Below are 22533 nucleotides of genomic sequence, written 5' to 3'. Positions count from 1 at the left end.
TAAATTTAGTTATTGCTTAATTCAGGTTTCTTCTCTTTGCAATATGATGAAGCTCGCAGATGATAAATGCTTATGTTTTTGTTCGATAATACGCTCAACTTTGTAGTTGCTATAGGCTTTCAAATGATTTAAAATATCCCGATCTCGAATCGTCGGCACGAAGTTTGGCTCGTCGGCGCTAGTAATTCGCGTATATAAAATGACATGCTCCGCCTCGCATGAGAAAATGTCGTTCAATGTTTTGTTGAAATCATGGTCATCCGTAATATGGTAAAGAACGTCTAAACAAACGACGAGCTCGCATGTTAGATAACCATGGTTAACGAAGTGTCGAGGGTTGTAGGCGAGAAAGCTTTTGGAGCGATCACCGGCAAATCTTTGCGCGCAAATATCGATGGAGGAATTGGCTACGTCCAAACCTAAATACTGTTCATAGCTCATTAACGATATTTGGTTTCCATCCCCGCATCCGAATTCGATTACCTTTTGAATCCCGTGTTCGCTTATAAAAGAATTAATTACCTCCGCTTTAAAGTCCGCCAGCACACCGTAAGAACCGCTGCCTGATGTGCCGCCTTGGGAGTAATTGTTGTCCCAATACGTCTTATAGTCAAATGGCGTCTTTTGTTCTTCGGTCATGTTGATCATTAGCCTCCTTTTATTTCATCCATTTCCTTGGCATCCACCATTATATGTATAACAGCTTTTAAGTGAACCGAAGCAAAGTCCTTATAATAGAAAACAACAAAATACTCAAAAAATAATAAATAAAAAACTAAAAATGTGTTTTTAGTTGTTATTAGTTGTTTTTATGTTGACTTTGTAAAGGTAGGTGAGTATGATAAACATGGAAATCATGAGTCGGATTGGGGCAGCACTTAATTCATATAGAAGAGGAGAAATGATGAATGGAGAAAATAGCACGGGTGTTCATTATAGGTTGGGATGGAGCAGGGAATTTCGTGAAAGATGCGCATACACCTAATTTGGATCGATTAATTCGTACAGGTACGTTCACATTTGACGCTCAAACGGTCTCACCAACGATTAGTGCGCAATGCTGGGGATCGCTTCTTCACGGAGTAGGCCCTGAAAAACATGGTCTTACGAATGATATCGCCAGTGAACATACGTTTCCCGAGCAATCGCAATATCCTTCGATTTTTCGAATCGTTCGGGATAACATGCCGGATGCCAAAATGGCGGCGTACAGCGTCTGGAATCCAATTAACGATGGCATTATCGAATCGACGATCGATGTGCATAAAGTATCGATGAATGACCGTGAGCTTTCGCTTGCGGCTGCTGAATATATTAAGGGGAATCCCGATGTGTTGCTGATGTTTATCGGCTTAGACTTGCCCGATGGAGCGGGGCACCAGCATGGATTCAATACACCTGAGCAGCTGCTTGCCATAGAAGAGACGGACGAAAGTACAGGAATCATATTACAAGCTATTGAAGAAACGGGGCTTCTGAAAGACAGCTTGATTATTGTCGTTTCCGATCATGGGGGCGGCGGAGAGCAGGCTTATCAGCATGGCAGCGATCACTCACTGGACAAAACGATCTTCTGGGGCTGCACTGGTCCTGGAATTAAACATAATGCCACGCTTCAAGGTGAGCTTATGATTACAGATACGGCGGCAGTTGTTCTCCACGCACTAGGGCTGAATGCAAGAAGCTGGGAAGCCAAGCTGCCTGAAGGCCTTTTTAATCCTTGATCTTATTTATTCAAAAGCTGAGCTTACCCAATAAACAGCGCGCCCTTAACTAAGGAACGCGCTGTTTTTTTGGGGATATAGACAAATCATTACTAAATACGTAATAAAAGAAGAGCTATTTTCGCTAAAATAGGTGGCCTTGCGAGTGAATCTGACAACATAAACAGGGGCATACAATCTTCACTTTAGAACTGCAAAAATTGCAAAAATAAGTCATTTAAAATAATAATTAACTGCTGTTGACTTCCTTCTAACGAGGAGGTAATATAATTTTTACAACATTGTATACGCTTACATTTTAAATAAATTTGTGAATACATATAGTAAGGAGGAGGTGTGTATATAATTATCAGAAAATTCAAACAACATTTTGGAGTATCTAATTTTTTTACGATGGGGAGTGAGCCGAATGCAAAAAAAAGAATGTGTAGCGATGCTGCTTGCAGGCGGTGAAGGAAAAAGATTAAGCCATCTCACGTCTAAGCTAGCAAAGCCAGCTGTGCCTTTCGGCGGCAAATATCGGATCATCGATTTCACGTTAAGCAATTGCAGCAACTCAGGTATTCATACGGTTGGGGTACTGACTCAGTATCAACCGATGGTACTGAACTCTTACATAGGAATAGGCAGCTCATGGGATTTGGATCGGAAAAATGGCGGAGTTACCGTGCTTCCTCCATTTATGGAGCAACGAGGCGGCAGCTGGTATAAAGGGACGGCGCATGCGATCTATCAAAATATTCATTATCTCGAACAATATGATCCTGAATATGTTTTAGTTATTTCCGGTGATCACGTATACAAAATGGATTACTCCCTCATGCTCGAGCAGCACAAGGCAAGGAAAGCGGATGCTACGATCGCCGTAATTGAAGTCCCATTACATGAAGCAAGCCGATTCGGTATTATGGATGTGGATCATGAAGACCGAATTATTGAATTTGAGGAAAAACCGAAGCTGCCCAAAAATAATCTCGCCTCTATGGGCATATATATTTTTACTTGGGATGTATTAAAAAAGAAATTAATTGCAGATGCGCAGGACCCTGGATCAAGCAATGACTTTGGCAAAGACATTATTCCATCGATGCTCTACAGCAGCCACTCTATTTTTGCCTATCGTTTTAGCGGCTATTGGAAGGATGTTGGAACCGTTGAAAGCCTGTGGGAAGCACATATGGACCTTCTTCTTGAAAATCCGCCGTTTACGCTTCATGACGCGAAGTGGCGAATTTATGCTAAAAACCCTAACAAGCCTCCTCATCATATCGCATCTACCGGCAAAGTGACAGGCTCCTTAGTGAACGAAGGATGTATGGTTTTTGGGGAAGTGGATCATTCCGTGCTCTTTTACGGTGTTCATGTTGGTGAAGGCAGCCTTATCAAAGACTCGGTTATTATGCCGGACGCAAAGATCGGGAACAATGTCACGATTCATAAAGCAATCATCGGCTCAGGCACTGTCATTCAAGATGGCGCGATTGTAGGCAGCGCGGGTGATGCGGCTGAAATTACTCTAATCGGTGAAAACATGGTCATTTCTTCTCAATTGATATAGGAGTGAATGCGATGAATAATGTTCTAGGCGTCATCAATCTCAGCATTAACCAGCCGCTCCTGCATGAACTGACCTACTCCAGAGCGACTGCGACGGTACCTTTCGGCGGCAGATATCGATTGATTGATTTTGTATTATCGAATATGGTGAATTCCGGAATTAACAATGTGGCAGTACTCGCTCATAACAATTACCGTTCCATCATTGACCATTTGGGTTCAGGGAAAGAGTGGGATTTGGATCGGAAATACCGAGGATTGTTTATTTTGCCCCCTAACAATAGCAATGTTCCCGGCTTTAACGGCGATTTGCAAAATTTTTACGGTTCTCTCGAATATTTTGCCCGCAGCACGGAGGAGTACGTCATCGTTTCAAGCAGTCATATGATTTGCAATATCAACTATACGGAAGCTGTAGAGAATCATAAGCGCACAAATGCAGATATTACTGTCATCTACAAGGAAATGGACGTTGATCGTGACGATTTCTCTAACCTCATTACGCTGGACTTGGCTCGGGATGGGCGAGTCGTACGTATGACAGAAAATCGCCAGAACAAGGAAAGCAACAAAGCCTATATGCGGATGATCATCATTAAGAAAGAGCTGCTTATTAATCTGGTCAAAAAAAGCGTAAATCAAAACTACTATGACCTTGTCCGGCATGTCATTATTCGGAATCTGAACGAGTTAAAAGTGTATGGCTACGAATATAAAGGATACTTGGCCGTCATTAATTCCGTTCAAAATTATTTTAAGCACAGTAAAGAGCTGTTGAATCCTGAGGTATGGAAATCTCTATTTTACGAGCCGGGTGTTATTTACACCAAAATCAAGGATGAACCGCCTGCAAGATACGCGAGTAGTGCCATCGTTAAAAATTCACAGGTGGCTAACGGTTGTATTATTGAGGGAACTGTGGAAAACAGTATCTTATTTCGAGGCGTTCGGATCGGTAAAGGGGCCGTTGTTCGAAACAGTATCGTGATGCAGAAATGTGTGATTGATGAGGATTCTAGCCTTGATCACGTTATTCTCGATAAAGAGGTACATGTCACGCGGGGAAATAAGCTGGCAGGAGAGGAAATGTCACCTACCGTTTTCTCAAAGAAAAGCATAATATAAAACATACAGCGACCGCTTCTCGTTTTTTTACGGGAGAGCGGTCGTTTTGTATTTTAATTTACTGCATGCCTTCCATCGCAACTCTGGATTCGCTGCGCATGCGCAGCTTGTATTCTCGTGGTGAGCACTGATTTTGCCGTTTAAAGAGCTTATAGAACTGGGCCATGTTCGTAATGCCGACCTCGTAGCTGACATCCATGATGCTTAGCTCACTTGTCAGCAGCAGCAGCTCGGATCGTTTAATTCGTTTATAGTTGACGTATTCAACGAAAGAGACGCCCATCGTTTTTTTGAAATATTTAATGAAATAGTGGTAGCTCAAATTAAGCAAAGAACTAGCATCCTCTACGGACAGCTTACTGCTTAAATGGGTGTCCACATAATCGAGAACGGGTCGTAAACGATTTAGTTCAATTTCCTCTGTATCGTTCAGCAGGTTTCGGCTGTCGCTTCTAAGCAGCAGAAGCAGCAATCGTTTTATAATCGAGGTGATAGCAATCTCGTAGCCTCTCATCCTCGTTTGCGACTCTTTGAATATTTCCAAAATGAATGCATGGGTTTCTTGCTTGGCTATTTCGTTCATGTCAAAAATATAATTAAGCTTATCGAGCGGCTCTGTCAGCTCGGAGAAGCAATTCAAATAAGGCATCGTACTCTGGTCAAAATGTTTGCCCAAATCTATCTGAAATACAACATAGTGCTGTACTTCCGAAAGTGGCTTGTGGGAGCGATGCGGCTGAGAGGCGCCTAGCACCATAACATCGCCTGGTCCGAGGACGGCATAGCCGTGCTTGCTTTGCACACCTAAGTGGCCTTCAATAATAGCGAGGAATTCTACTTCTTTATGATAGTGCCATGGATGTTTCTCAAGCGTGCTGAAATAGTCAGCTTCGGAGTAAATCTCCCAAATTTTAAGAAACAATAGCGGATTTTGATAAATGACTTCTTCGTTGATCGCTTCGGAATGCGTATCAATGGCGGTTTTTATTATAGGCATATGCATGACCTCCATTTTGAAGTATACCACTTTTGGAAATGTTGAATCAATAAACGCGTCATTATTAGCTGTATTTTCAGCTCATTTGAAAAAGGAAGACACTTTTGAATATAAAATCAGCATGTTTAAGTATTACCTTAATGGGGCAAATTTTTTATACTAAGATTAACTGAATGAATAAGGAGTGTTCATATAATGGCAAAGGTAACGGTATGGAATGAAAATCGTCATGAGCAATTAAATCCGGTTGTTGCTGGAATTTATCCTCAAGGTATTCACGGTGCAATTGCAGCTTTTCTAACTGAAGCTGGCTACGATGCGGGAACGGCTACACTAGATGAGCCAGAGCATGGATTAACGGATGAGGTATTAAACAATACAGATGTACTCATATGGTGGGGACATCTTGCGCATGGAGACGTAAAGGACGAAATCGTTCAAAAAGTACAACAGCGCGTGCTGGACGGAATGGGCTTGATTGTTCTTCACTCCGGTCATTTCTCCAAAATCTTTAAAGCATTGATGGGTACAAGCTGTGACTTGAAATGGCGTGAAGCGGATGAGAAGGAACGCCTTTGGGTTGTAGCGCCAAGCCATCCGATTGCTGCAGGCCTTGGGGAGTATATCGAGCTGGAAAAAGAAGAAATGTACGGCGAGCATTTTGATATTCCTGCTCCAGACGAGCTTATTTTTACAAGCTGGTTTGAAGGTGGAGAAGTGTTCCGCAGCGGCTGTACGTTTACACGTGGAAACGGCAAAGTATTTTACTTTAGACCGGGACATGAAACCTATCCGACGTACCATAACAAAGACATTCAACGCGTCATTACGAATGCCGTGAAATGGGCACAGCCGGTAGACCGCAATCGCCCGGTTTATGGAAATGCACAGCCACTTGAAAAAATTTCAGTAAAATAAAGTTATAAAAAAAGTAATGTAACGCTTGGGAGTTTAATCCCAAGCGTTATTTTGTTTTGAGCACTATTTTGAACCTGTCGGATGACAAGAATATGAGCCGATTAATTACCGCGTAAATCGCGGTTTTTTTGTTTTATCGGTACATATTCTTGGCAATGTACAATGTCAAGAATATGTACCGAATGCCGAATAAGTCCAAGAATGTATACCGATTGCCGATAAGGACCTTTGTTCTGCTAGGCATTCTTCTAAAGGGTAAGTGTGACAAGTTCTGTATAAGCGCTTTACAGCGCGGAAAAAACTACTCGAATTAACCGAATCTAGAACTTTATTTTTCAGTCTAATACTTTATTTTCTTTGGACACCGTTTGTTTAATGCAATCCGGTACTCCGTGCAATCTTGAAATCCTGCGAATAAGCCAGTTTTTGTGCGGAGCGTAAAGCCAGTAAGCAATTTGTTTCATAGGAAGATTTCGATTCGGTTCGTAAGCTTCACCCCTGCGAGCTATGGCAACCAGAATGCGAGCCAGCTTGCCACAAAGCTTCATCACTGAGCGCATTGGCTTCATGCTTTTCGTCTTTATATTCACTTCGTGCTGCCGTTTAATCGTTTCATCGTTCATAATGAGGGCTATAGTTGCAATGAACAGGGCATGTCGAAGTCTTGGTCGGCCACGTTTGCTGATGGACATTTGGCCCTTTCACTTGCAATTCGCGTACGTGAAGTCAAAATGAATGGCCGGACCATTACTCTATCCATTGGTTATTCAGATGACGTGGGAGGAGGGGGATTTAGTAAATCCCACACAGTTGTAACACCAACAAATTTTACTAAAAAGATATTTGTAGTATGTAAGGAACTATTTTATTAGAACGATATTAAACGACCTGTTCGAAACATTCATGTAGGGCTACTAATTTATCGCCTGATGATGTAGCACAGCTCGATCTGTTTGAAGACGACACGAAAGAGCGACAACTAACATCAGCGATAGATGAGATCCGTAGGAAGTATGGTACCGCATCAGTTGTATGGGCTCGCAGTCTGACAGATGGAGGAACAACAATTAACCGAAGTGGGAAAATAGGCACTATTTCTTATCCCTCAACATAAAAAGAAATGCCCAATTATATAATGCTGAAGACGATGTTCAAATGCCGGAATTAGATGAACAAATGCTTGATTCATTACAAGAAACCATCTCGATAGCAATTGAATATCATTATTTTATTACTATAACATTTCATCGCAACAATCGTAATAATTTAGTGTCAGGTCGAATCCGATAAGTTGATCTACATACTCAAATCCTCAAGATTGAAACACTAGCAGGAAACGAATTTGTTAATCTTCCGCTTCAATCTAGTACTAATATCCTGATTCGAGGATGACTTTGGTTCTACTATAAGATAGATATTAATAGATTATGTTAAATGGGGTTTGTAAGGCTCGACAACGCCTCAATTTGATGAGAGGCCTACTATAATGTAGGCCTCCTTTTCGCTATGGCCTGTAATACAAATCTTACATGATGGCAGTCCGGCCTTACACTACATTTTACGAGGTCATAAAGAAATCATTCAAACATTTTTAGAATGAATCGGCCTTTAACGGCTAGATAAAGAAGAATACCAATCCCATTTTGGGATTACAGGCGCTCTTATAGAGAAATTAAGAGATTTGCAGTCGGATTCTCAATATGAGACAGACCAGCTGAACGGATTAAAATAAATGAAAAAAGGAAATTTTCAAAAAAAGATACATATTATGTAATTATATGGTATTCTTAAATTACAAATAAGTAATCTATTTATATCAACAAGCGCTCCAATTATTTCTAAAAAAGAGTTAATGAGGAAAATTTTTAAAGGTTTTTGGAGGAGAAAAATGAGAAGATACAAGGTTGTATTGTTAAGATGTATATGTTTTCCTTTAATCATAGCATTTATGTGGTCTTGTTCGCATAGTCCAAATATTGATACTTATACCGAGACCATGCCTAAAGATTACACCATAAACTTTCTACATAACTCGCAAAATAAAGATGGTGGATATCCTGCACTGACTCAGGAATTGAGTACGCCTTACGATGTATATTATTTATATTATTTAATGTTGATGAAAGAGGAACTCAAAAAAACTCTAACAACAGAGGATTCCAAATCTATCTTTAAGTATATTACAGATGATTCTAAGAGAATTCTGTTTCGTGAGGGTCAAGCGGATGAGTTAAGTCCACTATACTATTTCACTTCGATGTTTTATAAGGAAGTACTTTTGACTCCTGAAATTAAAGATGAAATCATCGGAAGTATTGAAAAACCTAAAATTGAAGATAGTGGATATTATTCTCTATCAAAGATCGATAAGTCAGGAAATCCAGCTAATGATGATAAGATATTAACTTATTCGTCGTATATGGCCACTTATATTCTTTCACTACTAGGTGAAAATCTTGATGATCCAGCTTCCGAGGAGTGGTTAGTTGCTAGTCTCAGTAATATTAGAGTTTTCGATTTAAGTACTGCTAGTGATTTGATGCTAATTATTAAAATGTGTAATTTGCGAAATATTGACATCTCACAGTATCAAAATGAAATTGAAGAAAAAATAACATTTATTGTTCAAGAGTTAGTGGATCAAAATGATTTTAATATGCTGTTTTTAGACCCTGTGATTGAGCTGATAGAACTTTACCCAGGTTCCGGCCTCTCTCTTTATCCTTTGAAAGTAAAAGTAGATGCTTTGCAATCAAAGGATACTGGGTGGTTTAGTATTGATCCAAATAGTGCGGAAAATATCCTACCTACATATATCGCAATCAAATTTTACAATTATGAAAATATTGAAATAAAGAACAGTGAACTGATAGAAAAAAATATCAACAATTATAAGCTAGGTCATTTGTATTTGTTTTATAATAAAAAGCCTTCCTTGCTGTTTACGACCTATTATACTGACAAAATAATAAGTTTAACCTCAAATCAGCGACAAAACTACTCCACCTTTCTGCAAGAGATTGATTTTAGCAAACTGAGTGCTATCGAAAAATATTATTATCTAGCTCTGGGTGGCCAAATAATTACAGGAATAGATAGTATGCTGGATTCACTGTATATTGATCTAGACAAGTTTGTCTTAATGAGTGATTACTCTGGAATTGTATTTATTCTCAAGGCATTTGATTTGTTGAATCATAGACTACCGAATGAAAAAATAGATATGATAATCACATCTCTCAATACAAACAATAACCTTGAGATAAGTAGTAAAGACACTAGAGAAACCATTGTTATGAAGCATTATTATACATTGCTGCTAAATGAACATGTCAATCTTGATACTAGCGTTAAGGAATCGATTGAGTATTTAAAGACAACGGTTGAATCCTCGGAAGAGGTATTTAATAAGTCGTATAACATCGAAATTCTTTTTATGATTGCTGAGCTGCTGGAAGAAAATAAGATCTTTTTTGATTATGAAGCTATTCGCGAAAAAGTTAAGAAAGCAACATTATATAACACATTCATAAAGGCTGGATCTGACCCCAATAGTCAGGTAAGTTATCTAGCAACTTATATAGCTATGAAGTATGGAATTAACTATATTTAGTAACAACACTTTTACATATAAGAGGAGAGGTTCAAATGAAAAAAAGGTTAACTGTATTGTTGTTATCGATTTTACTGATTTCTGTATTTTCAAGTCAAGTATACGCAGATAATGGTGTGAAATCGGTAACAGTTAAAGGCAAGCTAGCGGATTACCAGGTCGTTGAAACTGTGAATAATGGTTTAAAAGGGTACTACGTCGAGGGGGAGAAAGTAACAAGGAAGATGCGATGGAAGCCTTGACAACATTTATTGAAAGTGAAAAGGCTGTCATTAATCCTAATAATGCACAACTTCGAGCAGCCACATATTGTGCAGGTGAAAAGACTGTTACGGGTTATGGTAGTAATAATAATGCTATTAGTACTACTAAAGCAGATTCATGTGTGTGGTCGACAGTAGGTTTTCCATTTTCAGTAGAACATAGATCTGTTGAAGCTGGTTCACAGACCGGAAAGTGGTTAGGGTGTACCCCACAGTGTACACCGAATAAAATGATCTTTCATCAAACTACAACATTTGATGGGGTTTTAGTCACTGTAGGATGGCCCCCATTTTTTGTCCACACAGGGACAACAGGAACCTGGACTTCAGCTGAAGTCACTAATTCGTATAATTTTATTGTAGATCGGCCGTATATCGAAGCCAAAACAAGTTGGTTGACAGCGGGGGCAATTTTTTCTGTAGAAGTAAAAGATCAAGTTGATGTTTATGTTAATGGTGCTATTTATAAACCTCAATCAATTATCAATTTTTAAGAAAAATTATTAAGTGTAAAGTGTTGTTACATTCTCTTGACTGTTCGTATGTTATAAAAATGATATACGGACAGTATTATCTCTTTTATATATTCATATAATTTCCGCATTTTGATGCGATACATGCAAATAAATTGAAATAATAAACAATGGAGGGATCTGTATGGAAATTCTAACAGTGGTCGTTACAATTGGATTCATTTGCACAGTTGGTTATCTTAGAGCTATTTATATTTTACTTAATAGTAAGGATAAAATGAACTAATAGTTTTAGAATGACGTCAGCAAAACAGGGAATTGGTTCCTGATGAATCGCTGACACCAAAGTCGGATGACAAGAATATGAGCCGATTAATTACCGCATAAATCGCGGTTTTTTTGTCTTATCGGTACATATTCTTGGCAATGTGCGTTGTCAAGAACATGTACCGATTGCCGAATAAGGCCAAGAATGTATTCCTCGATAAAACACATTAATAATGAATACGAAGTAGAATGGGAAAGAAAAAGTAATTGTGAGAACGGAACAGATTATATAAATAACAAAGATGGAACTATGGGAAACTGTTTAGTCTCTATCTGCTAAACGTATTATAGTCGATTGAACTCCTTCGAGATGATTCGACTGAGATGTCACTGATTTATGCAAGAAAAAGTCAAAAAGAGTTTAAAACGAAAAGAGATTGATCTTCATTGTTGAAGATCAATCTCTTTGTAATATTTATTATAAGAGAGGACAACAGTTGTTCAATAACATTTATCGGTACATATTCTTGTCATTTATCGGTAGAGATTCTTGTCATCCGACAGAACCGCAACATTTAGTCAAAATAGAGCATTGGCAAATGGGGTATAATCCACCATACTAAATGGAGTAATCGGTCGGACTTGCCTGCCCGATTGCATAGATGAAATCCTTGTCGCACGAACAATACAATAAGCGTGCACTATATCTAAAGCCGGCTGCGTGCTTTGGGATATGGTGCTTTTTAATCCTATGACCGATTGTAAAGAAAGCAGCGTTAATGGTGTTGGCAAGCGGCAGTTTTGGCGAAAATAATGCAGGAAGTTGAAAACGGTTTATTGATCTTACCAGCGCAACCGCCTAAGATAAATAAAACCAAACTCGCACGGCTTGCACATGAGAAGAGGGCATTGCTCCTGAAGAGGCTGCCATGCCTCGATACGGAAACGGTATCGGGGTTTCTTTGGTTTACATCACCCGGGAAATAATTACAGTGTGCTTTTGCAGAGAAAGTTAATGTGTTCGTTACATGGCTTTGAAACTAGGTAAAGGGCGGCTGTTCATAAACAAGAAAACGGCGCTAATCATAAGAGAAAAGGGTGAGGGCTAATGATGAGCAAATCGTGGTTTAATCGGCTGCTTCTTTCCTATATGCCGATATTTATTATCGTAGTTACCTTCACTTTTTTTGTGTTTTTTCAATTAATTAGTGAGCAGGGTCGGAAAGAAGCTATTAATGCTAACAGTATGTTGTCTTTGCAAGCGATGAGGTTAATCGACACGTCCTTGCGAGCGATAGATAACATGGTGATGAAGGAATCGATTAACAACAAGTCACTTATCGATTTTTTCAACAGCAACGAGAATGGTGACCCTTATATTAACATTAGCGCCGTCATGAAAATGAACGATATGATTTCTTATTATCCACTCATTGATTCTGTCTATCTGGTTCGCTATGAAGATCAGGTTGTGCTAAGTAATGCGACGGGCGGACATATCGACACCTATCCAGACAAAGCTTTTATTGAGCAATATCGCAATACGATCTCTCAGAAATGGACGGATAAGCGGTCATTTAAGCAATTTACGTTATTGGAGAGCAAAGATGTTGTCAGCCTCGTGAGAGGTGCTCCATTCATGACGGGTGAAAAAGGTATGATCGTTGTGAATGTCGCAACGGATTCTTTGGAGCGTTTAGTTCATGAACTTTACAATTCGGAAGTCAGCCTCATTCGCATCAAAGACGGAGCGGGCAATGAATTGCTTAATGAGGCAGAACCTGTAGATTCTATGCGCGTTTATGCAAATTATAAATCGAGTTATTCGAATTGGTCTTATATAAGCGGTTTTGTGCAAGGTACGTTTATTCAAACGGTATCGTTGCTCTATAATGTATGGTTTGTGATCGGGCTCCTGATGATCTTTGCAGGTCTCGTATGGATGATTTATATATCAAGGCGAAATGCGAAGCCGGTAGAGCAGATTGTGTCACGCTTTAGTGGATATAAATTAGCACTGGCGGAAAGTGGTAAAAACACCGGATCTGGCAGGATTAACGAGTTTGTCTTTATCGAATCCGCTCTTGATAATTTAACGGAGCAGGCAAAGCAATATCAGCAGCAATATAAGGAAGATCTTCATTTACGGACACGTAATCTATTCCATCAGCTTATTGAAGCTGGAGCGGAGCTGACGCCTCTGGAATGGCAGCGCGAAGCGCAGCGGCTGCAGCTTCCCGCGCCTGCGGATCGCCATACGCTTATTGTCATGGAACTGGATAAGTACGGAGAGTTTTGCAGCAGTTATTCGCGAAACGATCAAAATTTGTTGAAATTCGCTCTGCGAAGCATTACTTATGAGCAATCGTCACGCTTCGGATACGCGTGCTGGGCAGAATGGACAGCCTCTTCTCGTCTCAGTGTTATTTTATTTGAGAGCGGGAATGCTCCTGCTGCAATGTTAGTTCAGCTTTGTGACAGCATTCGGGCTTGGATTGAACAAAATATGAAGTTCACGATTAGTATAGGAATCGGTGATCCAGCCTTGCAGCATTCTGAAATCGCAAAGTCGTTTCAACAGGCTTTGGAAGCACTTAATTACAAAATGGTGCTTGGCGAAAATCGCCTTATTACACGCGAGGATATGATGAGTCAAGGCCAAGTTGAAGTATACGCTTATCTTGGAATGATTAGATCTGCTGTTTATGCCTTCCGCAAATCAGAAGCGAGTTGGAGAGCAGAATTAGACGATTTGTTCAGCCAGATGAAGCAAGGCTTGCTCACTAAGGACGAGATTATGAATGTTATTAATTACTTGCTCTATAGTTTGGGACGCGAGCTGTCAGGTCTCGGCAAGGAATTTAATCTTGTATGGGAAAGCGAAGCACTGCCGGTTCTAACGGGGAAATTGGATAACTGCCATTCTCTGGAAAATATGCACGAGGCGATCATCGGTAAAATGACCGAGCTTGAGCATACGTTTGCAGATATGCGTTACAGCGGTCAGCATGCCGGCATTATTCAGGAAATGCGGAGAGTTATTGAAGAGGAATATGTAAATCCGAATATGTCGCTTGAATATTTAAGCGAGAAATATGATATGAATGCCAAATATGTGAGCAAGCTGTTCAAAGAAACAACAGGCCAGAAGTTCATTGATTTCTTAATTGATATTCGGCTGAATGAAGCGAAGCGGCTATTGAAAGAGACACGGAGGACGGTTCAGGATATTGCAGAAGAGGTTGGTTACACAAGTGCGATTTCGTTTACGAGAGTGTTCAAGAAAGTGGTTGGATGCTCGCCAGGCGAATACCGTTCAGAGACGCTGAAGCAGCAAAATGGCTGAATATACATGGAGTTGAAAATCGTTAAGCGCAAGAATTATGTTAGTTCTTTTATCGAAAAATGGATGCTATAGGGACGGCAGCACCGATAGTATAAGGTGCTGCCGTTTCTTATGGAGCAGCGATGCGAAAAAGGTTAAGCGAGCAATTAATGTATCTTGTTGCATGGTGAGGGAAGCTTATAAAATGATCACATGAAAGCGCAACCAAAAATGAGAATGTTAAAGGAGGCTAGCCCTTGTCCAAACTTAATCATGAATGGCATTCCGTTCCGCAGGCCTTTGCACACCCAGCAAGAAGGTATGGGCCTCTACGCAAAATGGCTCGCCACTGGCAATTGTATTTCGTCATTTTATTGCCGATTGCTTATCTCATCATATTCAAATATGTCCCCATGGCGGGCATCGTGATCGCGTTCAAAGATTACAACGTCATTAAGGGCATCTTTGGAAGCGAGTGGATCGGGCTAAAATATTTCAAGCAGTTTTTCGAATCTCCAAATTTTTGGCTCTATATGAAAAATACGCTTGGCATTAGCTTCTATGGCTTGTTAGTCGGCTTTCCAGCCCCAATCATCCTTGCGCTTGCGCTTAATGAAGTGCGCAATGGACTATTCAAGAAAAGTGTACAGCTGGTTTCTTATGCACCTTACTTTATATCAACGGTCATTATGGTATCGATCTTAATTGTCAACTTGACCCCAAACGTGGGGATCGTCAGCAAATTGTTCCAAATGCTTGGCGTGGAAAACACAAACTTTATGGGTATTCCTTCATTATTCAAATCCATCTATGTCTGGTCGGATGTGTGGCAGCATACCGGTTACGGGGCCATTATCTATATTGCGGCATTAGCTGGCGTCAATCCTGAGCTGTATGAAGCGGCAAGGGTTGATGGGGCATCGAGAATACAAAAAATTATTAATGTCGATATCCCTAGTTTGATTCCGGTATCTGTCATTCTTCTTATTCTTAATTTAGGCAATCTGATGAAGCTAGGTTTTGAGAAAATTTATTTGATGCAAAATCCGCTTAACCTAGCGACCTCAGAAGTCATTTCTACTTATGTGTATAAAGTGGGCTTGCTGGGTTCGAGCTTCAGCTTCTCAGCAGCGATCGGAGTTTTCAACTCCGTTATTAATTTAACATTGCTGATTGTCGTCAACTATATCGCTAGAAAAATTTCAAATAATAGTCTGTGGTAATTGAGGCAGAAGGGAGACTTTATGAAAAAAAACGTTACCATTCGAGAATCAAACGGAGATCGTTTATTCATGGCATTCATTTATGCTTTTCTGACTGTGGTTCTATTAGTGGTGCTTCTGCCGCTTCTCTATATTTTAAGCTCTTCTTTTAGTTCGCCGCAGGCTGTCGTCTCCGGCAAGGTATGGCTGTTCCCGGTCCATTTCACGCTCGATGGCTACAAGGCGGTATTCAACAATCCGCAGATCGGCACTGGATTTATGAATTCATTGTTCTATACGGTAGTCGGAACGATCATTAATGTTATTCTGACGGTCATGCTTGCTTATCCGTTAGCGAGGAAAACGTTTTATGGAAGAAATTTTTACATGGTTCTTCTTGTTATCACGATGATGTTTGAGGGCGGGTTGATTCCGTATTATTTGGTTGTCAAACAATTGCATCTGCTGGATACAAGATGGGCTATGATTTTGCCGGGAGCTCTTGCCGTATTCCAAGTCATCATAGCACGAACCTTCTTCCAGACCAGTATTCCTGAGGAGCTGTCCGAGGCGGCGGACCTCGATGGCTGCAGCGACATTCGGTTTATTTTCAGCATCGTACTGCCGCTCTCGAAGCCTATCTTGGCCGTTATGATGCTGATGTATGCAGTAGGACATTGGAATGCATATTTCGATGCACTCATTTTTCTGCGATCCCAGGAATTGTTTCCCTTGCAAATCGTATTGCGTAATATTCTAATTCTAAATACGGTGGACGCGTCGATGATTTCCAATGCGAATCAGATGCTTGCTCAGCAGGGACTAAAGGATTTATTGAAATATTCATTGATTGTTGTTGCTAGCGGACCTGTACTCATCATCTATCCTTTTGTTCAGAAATATTTTGTGAAAGGCGTCATGATTGGTTCCTTGAAGGGATGAGTAAGAGGAATTCTTTTGGAGGGGGGATGGGTTGCCTTTGGGGCCGAGGCAATCATTCAGTTACGAACGTTACAGCATGCTGCTAGGAGTGACTAGGATATCACAAGGAGGAGTCGGTTTTATGAGAAAAGGATGGAAAAAATCCAGTGCAATCTTAATGTGTGTCGTACTTAGCTGTGTTGTTATTCTAGCTGCTTGCAGCAAGGATACGGGGAAATCCGGCAATGGAAAAACAGAGGAAACAGGGCAAAAAGAAACAAATGCTGTGCAAGAGGATCTTTTTACAGCTGTAGGTACGTATCCCATTGTGAATAAGCAGATGACGCTTAAGATGTTTGCTCCTCAGCTTCCTACGATCGAGAACATGGAGACGAATACGTACACGAAGTTTTTGGAAGAAAAAACGAACATTAAGATTGCATGGGATCTCGTCCCAAGTAATGCGCTTGAGGACCGCAAACAGCTGATGCTCGCGAGCGGTGATTATCCGGAAGTCATTTTGCAAGCTAATCTGACAAGAGAAGAGCAAATGAAGTATGGGAAGCAAGGCGTATTCCTTCCTTTAAATGAATTAATCGATAAGTACGCTCCTAATATAAAAAAAGCTCTAGCAGATATTCCATATATGAAGTCGTCTATTACAGCTCCAGATGGAAACATCTATGCGCTGCCGCAAATTAATGAATGCTACCACTGCGACAATGCTTTGAAGCTTTGGATCAATAAGGCATGGCTTGACAAGCTTGGACTCCAGCTGCCTACAACAACGGAGGAATTCTATCAGGTCATGAAGGCATTTAAGGAACAAGATCCGAACGGAAACGGAAAGAATGATGAGCTTCCGCTTACAGGGTCCGATGAAATGTGGGCTGGCAACGTGTCCGCTTTCTTGATGAATGCGTTTATAGTAGATGATTATACCGAGAAAAATGCCGGTACCTTCTTATCAGTTAAAGATAGCAAAGTCGACTTTGTTGCTAACAAGGATGAATGGAAGCAAGGGCTTGAATATTTGAACAAGCTGTACAAGGAAGGGTTGATTGACCCGGCAGCCTTCACGCAAAATGCGGATGCGATTCAACAGCTGGCGAACCGCGAGCCGGATAACATTATGGGAGCTGTAACAACCGCGCTTATAAGCTATGGCTATAATATGTCGGAAACACAGCCTAGGCACAAGGATTATGTGACGCTGCCTCCGCTGAAAGGACCAAGTGGCGTACAGCAGACACTTAACTTCGCGGGCATTAGCAAATCGCAATTTGCAATTACGAATAAGGCGACCGCAGATCAACAGATCGCTGCGATCAGACTAGCCGATTATTTGTACACGGAGGAAGCGATTGTGCTGCAAGAGAATGGCCCTGAAGGTCAAGGCTGGCGCAAGGCAGAGGACGGCGAATTAGATATTGATGGCAAGCAGGCTAAGTATGCTTATATTCAACGGGAGAGCAAGCAAACGCATAACGATGGCTGGGAGCAAATTGGGCCTTCACTTCGTACCTATGCATACCGTTCCTCTTGGATGGCTATTCAGGACCCGCTAGCAGATGGTGGATATGGGACACGTTTGAATACGGAATCGAAAAAATATGAGTCATTCCATTCCAAAGAAATGTATCCAAACGGCGTATTCATTGCGCAAGATGATGCGGAAATCGCTGCTCAGCTCAAAACAACGATTATTGATTATACAAAATCCAATATGGCACAGTTTATTACGGGCTCCAAAGACATTAGCAAGGAATGGGATGCTTATGTGAAAGGTTTTGACGGCTTGCAGCTTGGCAAATACATTGAAATTTATCAAAAAGCATTAGGCAATTCTTAATAACCGATTGGAGGAGGCATTGCAGCGATGAGCGAGCTAACCAGCGATAACGTGCTAGAAGAAACAGAAGAGCAAGAGCTGCATGAAGGTGTGCATAATTTTAGCAGCGAGCGTGATTGGATACGACCTGATAATCCAGTTACGCTTGAGCGACTGGAATGGTTTAAGGATCAGAAGCTCGCACTTATGATGCACTGGGGACCTTATTCCCAGCTAGGAGTTGTAGAGTCTTGGGCGCTAAGCGACGAGGATCAGGATTGGTCGCGCGAAGGCATTGACTGGGAGAAGGATGGCGAAGCATTCAAACAGCAATATTTTGATTTAAATAAGACGTTTAATCCGATTCGCTTTCAGCCAGACGTATGGGCAGATCTAGCGGAGGAGGGAGGTTTCAAATACCTCATTTTTACGACGAAGCATCATGACGGATATTGCATGTGGGACACAAAAACGACGAATTATCGCATCACTGATGAACAGACACCGTTTCATACGCATAAATATGCCGATATTTGCCGCCATGTATTTGATGCGTTCCGCGCGAAAGGATTGTCTATCGCGGCTTATTTCTCGAAAGCAGATTGGCATACGTCTTATTACTGGGCTCCGGATATGGAACGCAGCCTTACCAATACGCGGCGTGGACCTACTTACGACCCGCAGGAGCATTCAGAGCTGTGGAACAAGTTTGTCGCGTTTACCCACGAGCAGATTACGGAGTTATTGACGCAGTATGGCCGAATAGATGTGCTATGGCTTGATGCCGGCTGGGTAAAGCCGCTGCGGAGCGGCCAGGACATTCGCCTTAGCGAGATTGTGGAGAAAGCAAGGGAGCAGCAGCCATGGCTGCTCTCGGCAGATCGCACAGTAGGCGGACCGTATGAAAACTATGTTACCCCTGAGCAGACCATTCCCACCGAGGCGATGAACATCCCTTGGGAGAGCTGCATTACGATGGGGACGTCCTTCTCTTTCCGATATGAAGATAAATATAAACCGACGCGCCAAATCGTGAAGATTTTGCTTGAGGTTGTAGCTAAGGGCGGCAATCTCGCGTTAAATGTGGCTCCGCAGCCTGATGGCAGGCTTCCCGAAGGAGCTATCCAGCGCATGAAGGAGCTTGGCGCTTGGCTGAAGGTGAACGGCGAAGCGATTTATGGTACTCGCATTTGCGCGCCTTACTATACAGGCAGTCAAGCGTTCACGCAAAAAGGAGATTATGTTTATTGTGCCAACCACTATCCATCAGCTGATACAGTAGTTTCAGAGACGGTCTTTATTCCTTATGAAGGCTTGCTGGAGTCGATTGAGCTGCTCGGAATGGAAGGAAAGCTGAACTGGACACAGGATAATGAAGGGATTTCCGTGCAGCTGCCTGAAGCTGCCGTTAAGGGACCTGCACCAATAGCACATGTGTTTCGGATGTTGAGGAAAATAACTTGAGGTTGTCTGCTATAGCATAGGAATAGGTTGTTCAAGATATTAAGCTTAAGCATGTTGCACTCAGCAACATGCTTTTCTCTTGAGGAAAAGGTTAAAAGAAATATATTTATCGTATATGAAAACAACAAATGAATCCTTTCAACCAAAAAAAGAAGGTGAATCGGGAAGAAATACCAGTTATACTTAAAAAGTGTAATTCGATGACGATAACGGAATCTGCTTTTGAGACGTTTGAAAGTTAAAGTTCAAATATGTTCGGCGGCCGCTTCTCGGTATATTTTCCGGGAGGAGGACGCCTACACTTTTTTACGATATGGCAAGGAGAAGCAGCTATGAACCTATCATTATCAGAGCCACAGAAGCGAGCCGTAAGTATGAAAAAGCTTTGGTCTTTTTTTCTCCCGTTAGGCATTTCGGCAAGCTTAGTTACGATTTCACATGTCATTATCAACAGTACCTTAAGCCGAGCGGCTAACCCTGAGAGCATCATTGCCAGCTATGCCATTGCGATGAGCTTGCTTGCTATTACAGAGAGGCCAGCCGTGCTGCTGCGGCAAACCTGCTCCACGCTCGTTCGCGACAAACGCTCGTTTAAATCGACGCTTACCGTGGCACAGCTTGTGTTTGCCTGCATTATGCTATTAGGTTTTATAATCAGCTATACCCCGGTTGGAACGCTTATTTTCAAGGGAGTGTTCGGGGTAAGTGAAGACAATGTCCATGATGTTATTCGTGTGTATAAGGTACTGATGTTCGTAAGCTTGTTCTCTGGCATTCGCTGTCTCTACCATGGTGTCATTATTTATAATCTGCGTACGAAATGGTTAACCATTGGCATGGCGATTAGATTGGCAGGAATGTATGCGCTTTCGCTTTATTTTATACATACAGGCGTTACCAGTGGGGTTGTTGGAGCGATTATTTTCTTATTCGGCATGATGATCGAAGCAGCTGTCAGCTATTCAGAAGGACGTTTACTGGTGCGAAAAATGCCCGAAAAGCTGGACAATCACCCTGTTGAAAACAAGCATCATGTATTTTCTTTTTACCGGCCCTTACTGTTATCCTCGTTTATATCCGTATGGATCGGACCGGCGATTAATGCGATGCTGGGGAAAACATGGGATGCGCAGCTAGCCATTTCATCGTTTGCTATTGCGGCTAGTCTAGTTATGCTTCTCAGCAGCTTTTTCAGTTATTTTCATCAAATTGTGATTAACTTTTATCGTGTCGATCCTTTAGCTGTCCGAAAGTTTATTTTAATGCTAGGTTTTATTCCTGCTATATTAATGGGATTGATAGCATATACACCCGCAGGTGTATTTTTACTAGAGCATGTGATCGGCGTTCATGGACGGCTGCAGGCTGAGAGCATACGAGTGCTGCAAGCCTTTGTGTTGTTCGCGCTCGTTATGCCTTGGCTCGATGTCATGAATGGACTCGTGTTTGTGAGAGGGCAAACGAAGCTGATCTTTGGTTCTCAAATTGCGAATCTCAGCTTTACCTTCATCACACTTCTAATCGGCATTGGGCTCGCTCCAGAATGGAACGGGACAATAGGGGCATGGGCACAATCGATCGGCATGACGGCAGAGCTCCTCTTCGTAGCGCTGGCGCTGAAATTTGTTAAACAGCATGATCCTGTGCCAATGGGTAAACGTGGATAGATTCACCCTGCAATATTCGAAATCGACTCATTAATCGACGAGGAGAATGATCATGGGAAATCGCATATATGAAAATCTATTGCCGGCACCGAAGAACGGTGGATTTAAAATGGATGGCTATTATATTTGGTGCGGCTCTGTTGTGCAAGGCGAGGATGGAAAATATCATATGTTTGCTTCAAGGTGGCCTAAGGAATATGGCTTTGCTGCACAGTGGCTGTTCAACTGCGAGATTGTTAGAGCAGTTAGCGATACGCCTGAGGGGCCTTATACGTTTGCCGAAGTTATATTTGAGCGAAGAGAGCGCAGTTACTTTGACGCTTTGAATCAACATAATCCATCGGTGAAATATTGGAACGGAACGTACTATCTTTACTATTTTGGAACGACTTATGGAGGGCCTATCCCAGCTGTGGGAGAGAAAATAAGTCAAGAAAGAGATGTCGAGGTTTGGAATCGAAAAAGAATTGGTTTAGCCACTTCGAAATCTATATTTGGACCGTGGGAGCGTCCAGATGCCCCATTGTTAGAGCCAAGAGCGCCAGGGCATTGGGATTGTACGATTACAACCAATCCATCAGCAGCTATACTGCCGGATGGGACGACGTATATGATTTATAAGTCGAGAGAATATGCGGGCTCTACCTTGCAATTAGGCGTTGCCCGTGCTCCTCGCCCTGAAGGTCCGTATACCCGTTTGCAGGAGGAACCGATTTTTCAGTTTGACAATCCAGACTTCCACGTCGAAGACCCGTTTCTGTGGTGGGAGGATGGGAAATTTCATATTTTAATTAAAGATGATTTTAAAAATGATTCGGGCGGTGTCACTGGCGATTGGGGAGCGGGCATCTACGCAACAAGCACCGATTGCTTGCACTGGGATATTTCAAATGATTCTAAGGCGTATACAAGAGATGTCCTGTGGGATGATGGCACAAGGACGGTTCAAGCGAACATCGAGCGTCCTAATTTGTTGTTCCATGATGGCAAGCCAACCCATTTATTTCTGGCAACCGGAAACGGGACTCAGCCTTGGGATTTCGAAGGGAACACTTGGAGTATGGTTATTCCTTTAAAGAAAACAGTGTCCGAGCATAGCTGAGAACAAGCTTTGATTTTTGCCTAAAGACTCTAATCATTCATTCACATAAAAAAGGCAAACGATCACTTTTGTTAAAGTGACTGT

General features: G+C 41.6%; 19 protein-coding genes. 16 read left to right on the top strand and 3 right to left on the bottom strand.

Annotated features, from left to right (window positions below; translation table 11 throughout):
• Positions 1 to 21 precede the first annotated feature (21 nt).
• Positions 22 to 639: a methyltransferase domain-containing protein gene (locus ACIFSR_RS30070; protein ID WP_430062272.1), complete on the bottom strand. Its 618-nt coding sequence runs from the start codon at positions 637 to 639 to the stop codon at positions 22 to 24.
• 269 nt (positions 640 to 908) lie between these two features.
• On the opposite strand from ACIFSR_RS30070, the gene ACIFSR_RS30065 reads away from it, so the two are divergent.
• The 3 genes from ACIFSR_RS30065 (at position 909) to glgD (ending at position 4406) form a co-directional block, all read left to right on the top strand.
• Complete coding sequence (locus ACIFSR_RS30065; protein ID WP_430062269.1) at positions 909 to 1724, top strand: alkaline phosphatase family protein; 816 nt, start codon at positions 909 to 911, stop codon at positions 1722 to 1724.
• A gap of 409 nt (positions 1725 to 2133) precedes the next feature.
• Positions 2134 to 3282 carry a glucose-1-phosphate adenylyltransferase gene (locus ACIFSR_RS30060; protein WP_430062266.1) on the top strand — a complete coding sequence of 383 codons (1149 nt, stop codon included), beginning with the start codon at positions 2134 to 2136 and terminating at the stop codon, positions 3280 to 3282.
• Between the two features lie 11 nt (positions 3283 to 3293).
• On the top strand, positions 3294 to 4406 hold the full coding sequence (gene glgD / locus ACIFSR_RS30055; RefSeq protein WP_339208201.1) for a glucose-1-phosphate adenylyltransferase subunit GlgD: 1113 nt from the start codon (positions 3294 to 3296) through the stop codon (positions 4404 to 4406).
• 58 nt (positions 4407 to 4464) lie between these two features.
• On the opposite strand, the gene ACIFSR_RS30050 is transcribed toward glgD, so the two are convergent.
• Positions 4465 to 5403 carry an AraC family transcriptional regulator gene (locus ACIFSR_RS30050; protein WP_339208202.1) on the bottom strand — a complete coding sequence of 313 codons (939 nt, stop codon included), beginning with the start codon at positions 5401 to 5403 and terminating at the stop codon, positions 4465 to 4467.
• Between the two features lie 195 nt (positions 5404 to 5598).
• Between ACIFSR_RS30050 and ACIFSR_RS30045 the strand changes: the two genes are divergently transcribed.
• A complete protein-coding gene (locus ACIFSR_RS30045) occupies positions 5599 to 6321 on the top strand; it encodes a ThuA domain-containing protein (RefSeq protein WP_076269536.1) in 723 nt (240 codons plus the stop codon).
• A 335-nt stretch (positions 6322 to 6656) separates the two neighbouring features.
• Here the strand turns inward: ACIFSR_RS30045 and ACIFSR_RS30040 are convergent, their stop codons facing one another.
• On the bottom strand, positions 6657 to 7013 hold the full coding sequence (locus ACIFSR_RS30040; RefSeq protein WP_430063199.1) for a hypothetical protein: 357 nt from the start codon (positions 7011 to 7013) through the stop codon (positions 6657 to 6659).
• Between ACIFSR_RS30040 and ACIFSR_RS30035 the strand changes: the two genes are divergently transcribed.
• From ACIFSR_RS30035 to ACIFSR_RS29980, 12 genes are all read left to right on the top strand, one after another.
• Positions 6975 to 7193, top strand: a complete 219-nt coding sequence (locus ACIFSR_RS30035) for a hypothetical protein (RefSeq protein WP_430062262.1) — start codon at positions 6975 to 6977, stop codon at positions 7191 to 7193. The two genes, ACIFSR_RS30040 and ACIFSR_RS30035, sit on opposite strands and share 39 nt — an antisense overlap.
• A 238-nt stretch (positions 7194 to 7431) precedes the next feature.
• Positions 7432 to 7611, top strand: coding sequence for a YolD-like family protein (locus ACIFSR_RS30030; protein WP_430063179.1), 180 nt, complete (start codon positions 7432 to 7434; stop codon positions 7609 to 7611).
• A gap of 598 nt (positions 7612 to 8209) precedes the next feature.
• Positions 8210 to 9934: a hypothetical protein gene (locus tag ACIFSR_RS30025; RefSeq protein ID WP_430062259.1), complete on the top strand. Its 1725-nt coding sequence runs from the start codon at positions 8210 to 8212 to the stop codon at positions 9932 to 9934.
• A gap of 35 nt (positions 9935 to 9969) precedes the next feature.
• Positions 9970 to 10176 carry a hypothetical protein gene (locus ACIFSR_RS30020; RefSeq protein ID WP_430062256.1) on the top strand — a complete coding sequence of 69 codons (207 nt, stop codon included), beginning with the start codon at positions 9970 to 9972 and terminating at the stop codon, positions 10174 to 10176.
• A complete protein-coding gene (locus tag ACIFSR_RS30015; protein ID WP_430062253.1) occupies positions 10164 to 10691 on the top strand; it encodes a hypothetical protein in 528 nt (175 codons plus the stop codon). Before ACIFSR_RS30020 ends, ACIFSR_RS30015 begins: the two co-directional genes overlap by 13 nt.
• Before the next feature lie 1354 nt (positions 10692 to 12045).
• On the top strand, positions 12046 to 14283 hold the full coding sequence (locus ACIFSR_RS30010; RefSeq protein WP_430062251.1) for a helix-turn-helix domain-containing protein: 2238 nt from the start codon (positions 12046 to 12048) through the stop codon (positions 14281 to 14283).
• A gap of 317 nt (positions 14284 to 14600) precedes the next feature.
• The gene (locus tag ACIFSR_RS30005; protein ID WP_076269619.1) at positions 14601 to 15485 is read left to right on the top strand and encodes an ABC transporter permease; all 885 of its coding nucleotides are present in this window, start codon (positions 14601 to 14603) and stop codon (positions 15483 to 15485) included.
• Positions 15486 to 15506: 21 nt separating this feature from the next.
• On the top strand, positions 15507 to 16406 hold the full coding sequence (locus ACIFSR_RS30000) for a carbohydrate ABC transporter permease (RefSeq protein ID WP_339208205.1): 900 nt from the start codon (positions 15507 to 15509) through the stop codon (positions 16404 to 16406).
• A gap of 121 nt (positions 16407 to 16527) precedes the next feature.
• Positions 16528 to 18237, top strand: a complete 1710-nt coding sequence (locus ACIFSR_RS29995) for an ABC transporter substrate-binding protein (protein WP_339208206.1) — start codon at positions 16528 to 16530, stop codon at positions 18235 to 18237.
• Positions 18238 to 18264: 27 nt separating this feature from the next.
• On the top strand, positions 18265 to 19680 hold the full coding sequence (locus ACIFSR_RS29990; RefSeq protein WP_430062248.1) for an alpha-L-fucosidase: 1416 nt from the start codon (positions 18265 to 18267) through the stop codon (positions 19678 to 19680).
• A 332-nt stretch (positions 19681 to 20012) separates the two neighbouring features.
• Positions 20013 to 21347: a multi antimicrobial extrusion protein MatE gene (locus ACIFSR_RS29985; RefSeq protein WP_339208220.1), complete on the top strand. Its 1335-nt coding sequence runs from the start codon at positions 20013 to 20015 to the stop codon at positions 21345 to 21347.
• 52 nt (positions 21348 to 21399) lie between these two features.
• Entirely contained in the window at positions 21400 to 22449 is a 1050-nt protein-coding gene (locus ACIFSR_RS29980) for a glycoside hydrolase family protein (RefSeq protein ID WP_339208222.1), read from the top strand.
• The last annotated feature ends 84 nt before the right edge of the window (positions 22450 to 22533 follow it).

It is taken from the genome of Paenibacillus sp. NRS-1760 (assembly GCF_050467785.1).
In the GTDB taxonomy this organism is placed as follows: domain Bacteria; phylum Bacillota; class Bacilli; order Paenibacillales; family Paenibacillaceae; genus Pristimantibacillus.
Note: the sequence above shows the minus strand (reverse complement) of the source record. Positions and strands in the feature narration are given on the sequence as shown.

Excerpts from the sequence above, each read along its gene's own strand:
- ACIFSR_RS30020 (WP_430062256.1), top strand. The coding sequence starts at position 9,970 with ATGAAAAAAAGGTTAACTGTATTGTTGTTATCGATTTTACTGATTTCT.
- ACIFSR_RS30040 (WP_430063199.1), bottom strand. The coding sequence starts at position 7,013 with ATGTCCATCAGCAAACGTGGCCGACCAAGACTTCGACATGCCCTGTTC.
- ACIFSR_RS30045 (WP_076269536.1), top strand. The coding sequence starts at position 5,599 with ATGGCAAAGGTAACGGTATGGAATGAAAATCGTCATGAGCAATTAAAT.
- ACIFSR_RS30010 (WP_430062251.1), top strand. The coding sequence starts at position 12,046 with ATGATGAGCAAATCGTGGTTTAATCGGCTGCTTCTTTCCTATATGCCG.
- ACIFSR_RS29990 (WP_430062248.1), top strand. The coding sequence starts at position 18,265 with ATGAGCGAGCTAACCAGCGATAACGTGCTAGAAGAAACAGAAGAGCAA.
- ACIFSR_RS29995 (WP_339208206.1), top strand. The coding sequence starts at position 16,528 with ATGAGAAAAGGATGGAAAAAATCCAGTGCAATCTTAATGTGTGTCGTA.
- ACIFSR_RS30035 (WP_430062262.1), top strand. The coding sequence starts at position 6,975 with ATGTCGAAGTCTTGGTCGGCCACGTTTGCTGATGGACATTTGGCCCTT.
- ACIFSR_RS30000 (WP_339208205.1), top strand. The coding sequence starts at position 15,507 with ATGAAAAAAAACGTTACCATTCGAGAATCAAACGGAGATCGTTTATTC.
- ACIFSR_RS30060 (WP_430062266.1), top strand. The coding sequence starts at position 2,134 with ATGCAAAAAAAAGAATGTGTAGCGATGCTGCTTGCAGGCGGTGAAGGA.
- glgD (WP_339208201.1), top strand. The coding sequence starts at position 3,294 with ATGAATAATGTTCTAGGCGTCATCAATCTCAGCATTAACCAGCCGCTC.
- ACIFSR_RS30015 (WP_430062253.1), top strand. The coding sequence starts at position 10,164 with ATGGAAGCCTTGACAACATTTATTGAAAGTGAAAAGGCTGTCATTAAT.
- ACIFSR_RS30050 (WP_339208202.1), bottom strand. The coding sequence starts at position 5,403 with ATGCCTATAATAAAAACCGCCATTGATACGCATTCCGAAGCGATCAAC.
- ACIFSR_RS30070 (WP_430062272.1), bottom strand. The coding sequence starts at position 639 with ATGACCGAAGAACAAAAGACGCCATTTGACTATAAGACGTATTGGGAC.
- ACIFSR_RS29980 (WP_339208222.1), top strand. The coding sequence starts at position 21,400 with ATGGGAAATCGCATATATGAAAATCTATTGCCGGCACCGAAGAACGGT.
- ACIFSR_RS30005 (WP_076269619.1), top strand. The coding sequence starts at position 14,601 with ATGGCTCGCCACTGGCAATTGTATTTCGTCATTTTATTGCCGATTGCT.
- ACIFSR_RS30065 (WP_430062269.1), top strand. The coding sequence starts at position 909 with ATGGAGAAAATAGCACGGGTGTTCATTATAGGTTGGGATGGAGCAGGG.
- ACIFSR_RS30025 (WP_430062259.1), top strand. The coding sequence starts at position 8,210 with ATGAGAAGATACAAGGTTGTATTGTTAAGATGTATATGTTTTCCTTTA.
- ACIFSR_RS29985 (WP_339208220.1), top strand. The coding sequence starts at position 20,013 with ATGAACCTATCATTATCAGAGCCACAGAAGCGAGCCGTAAGTATGAAA.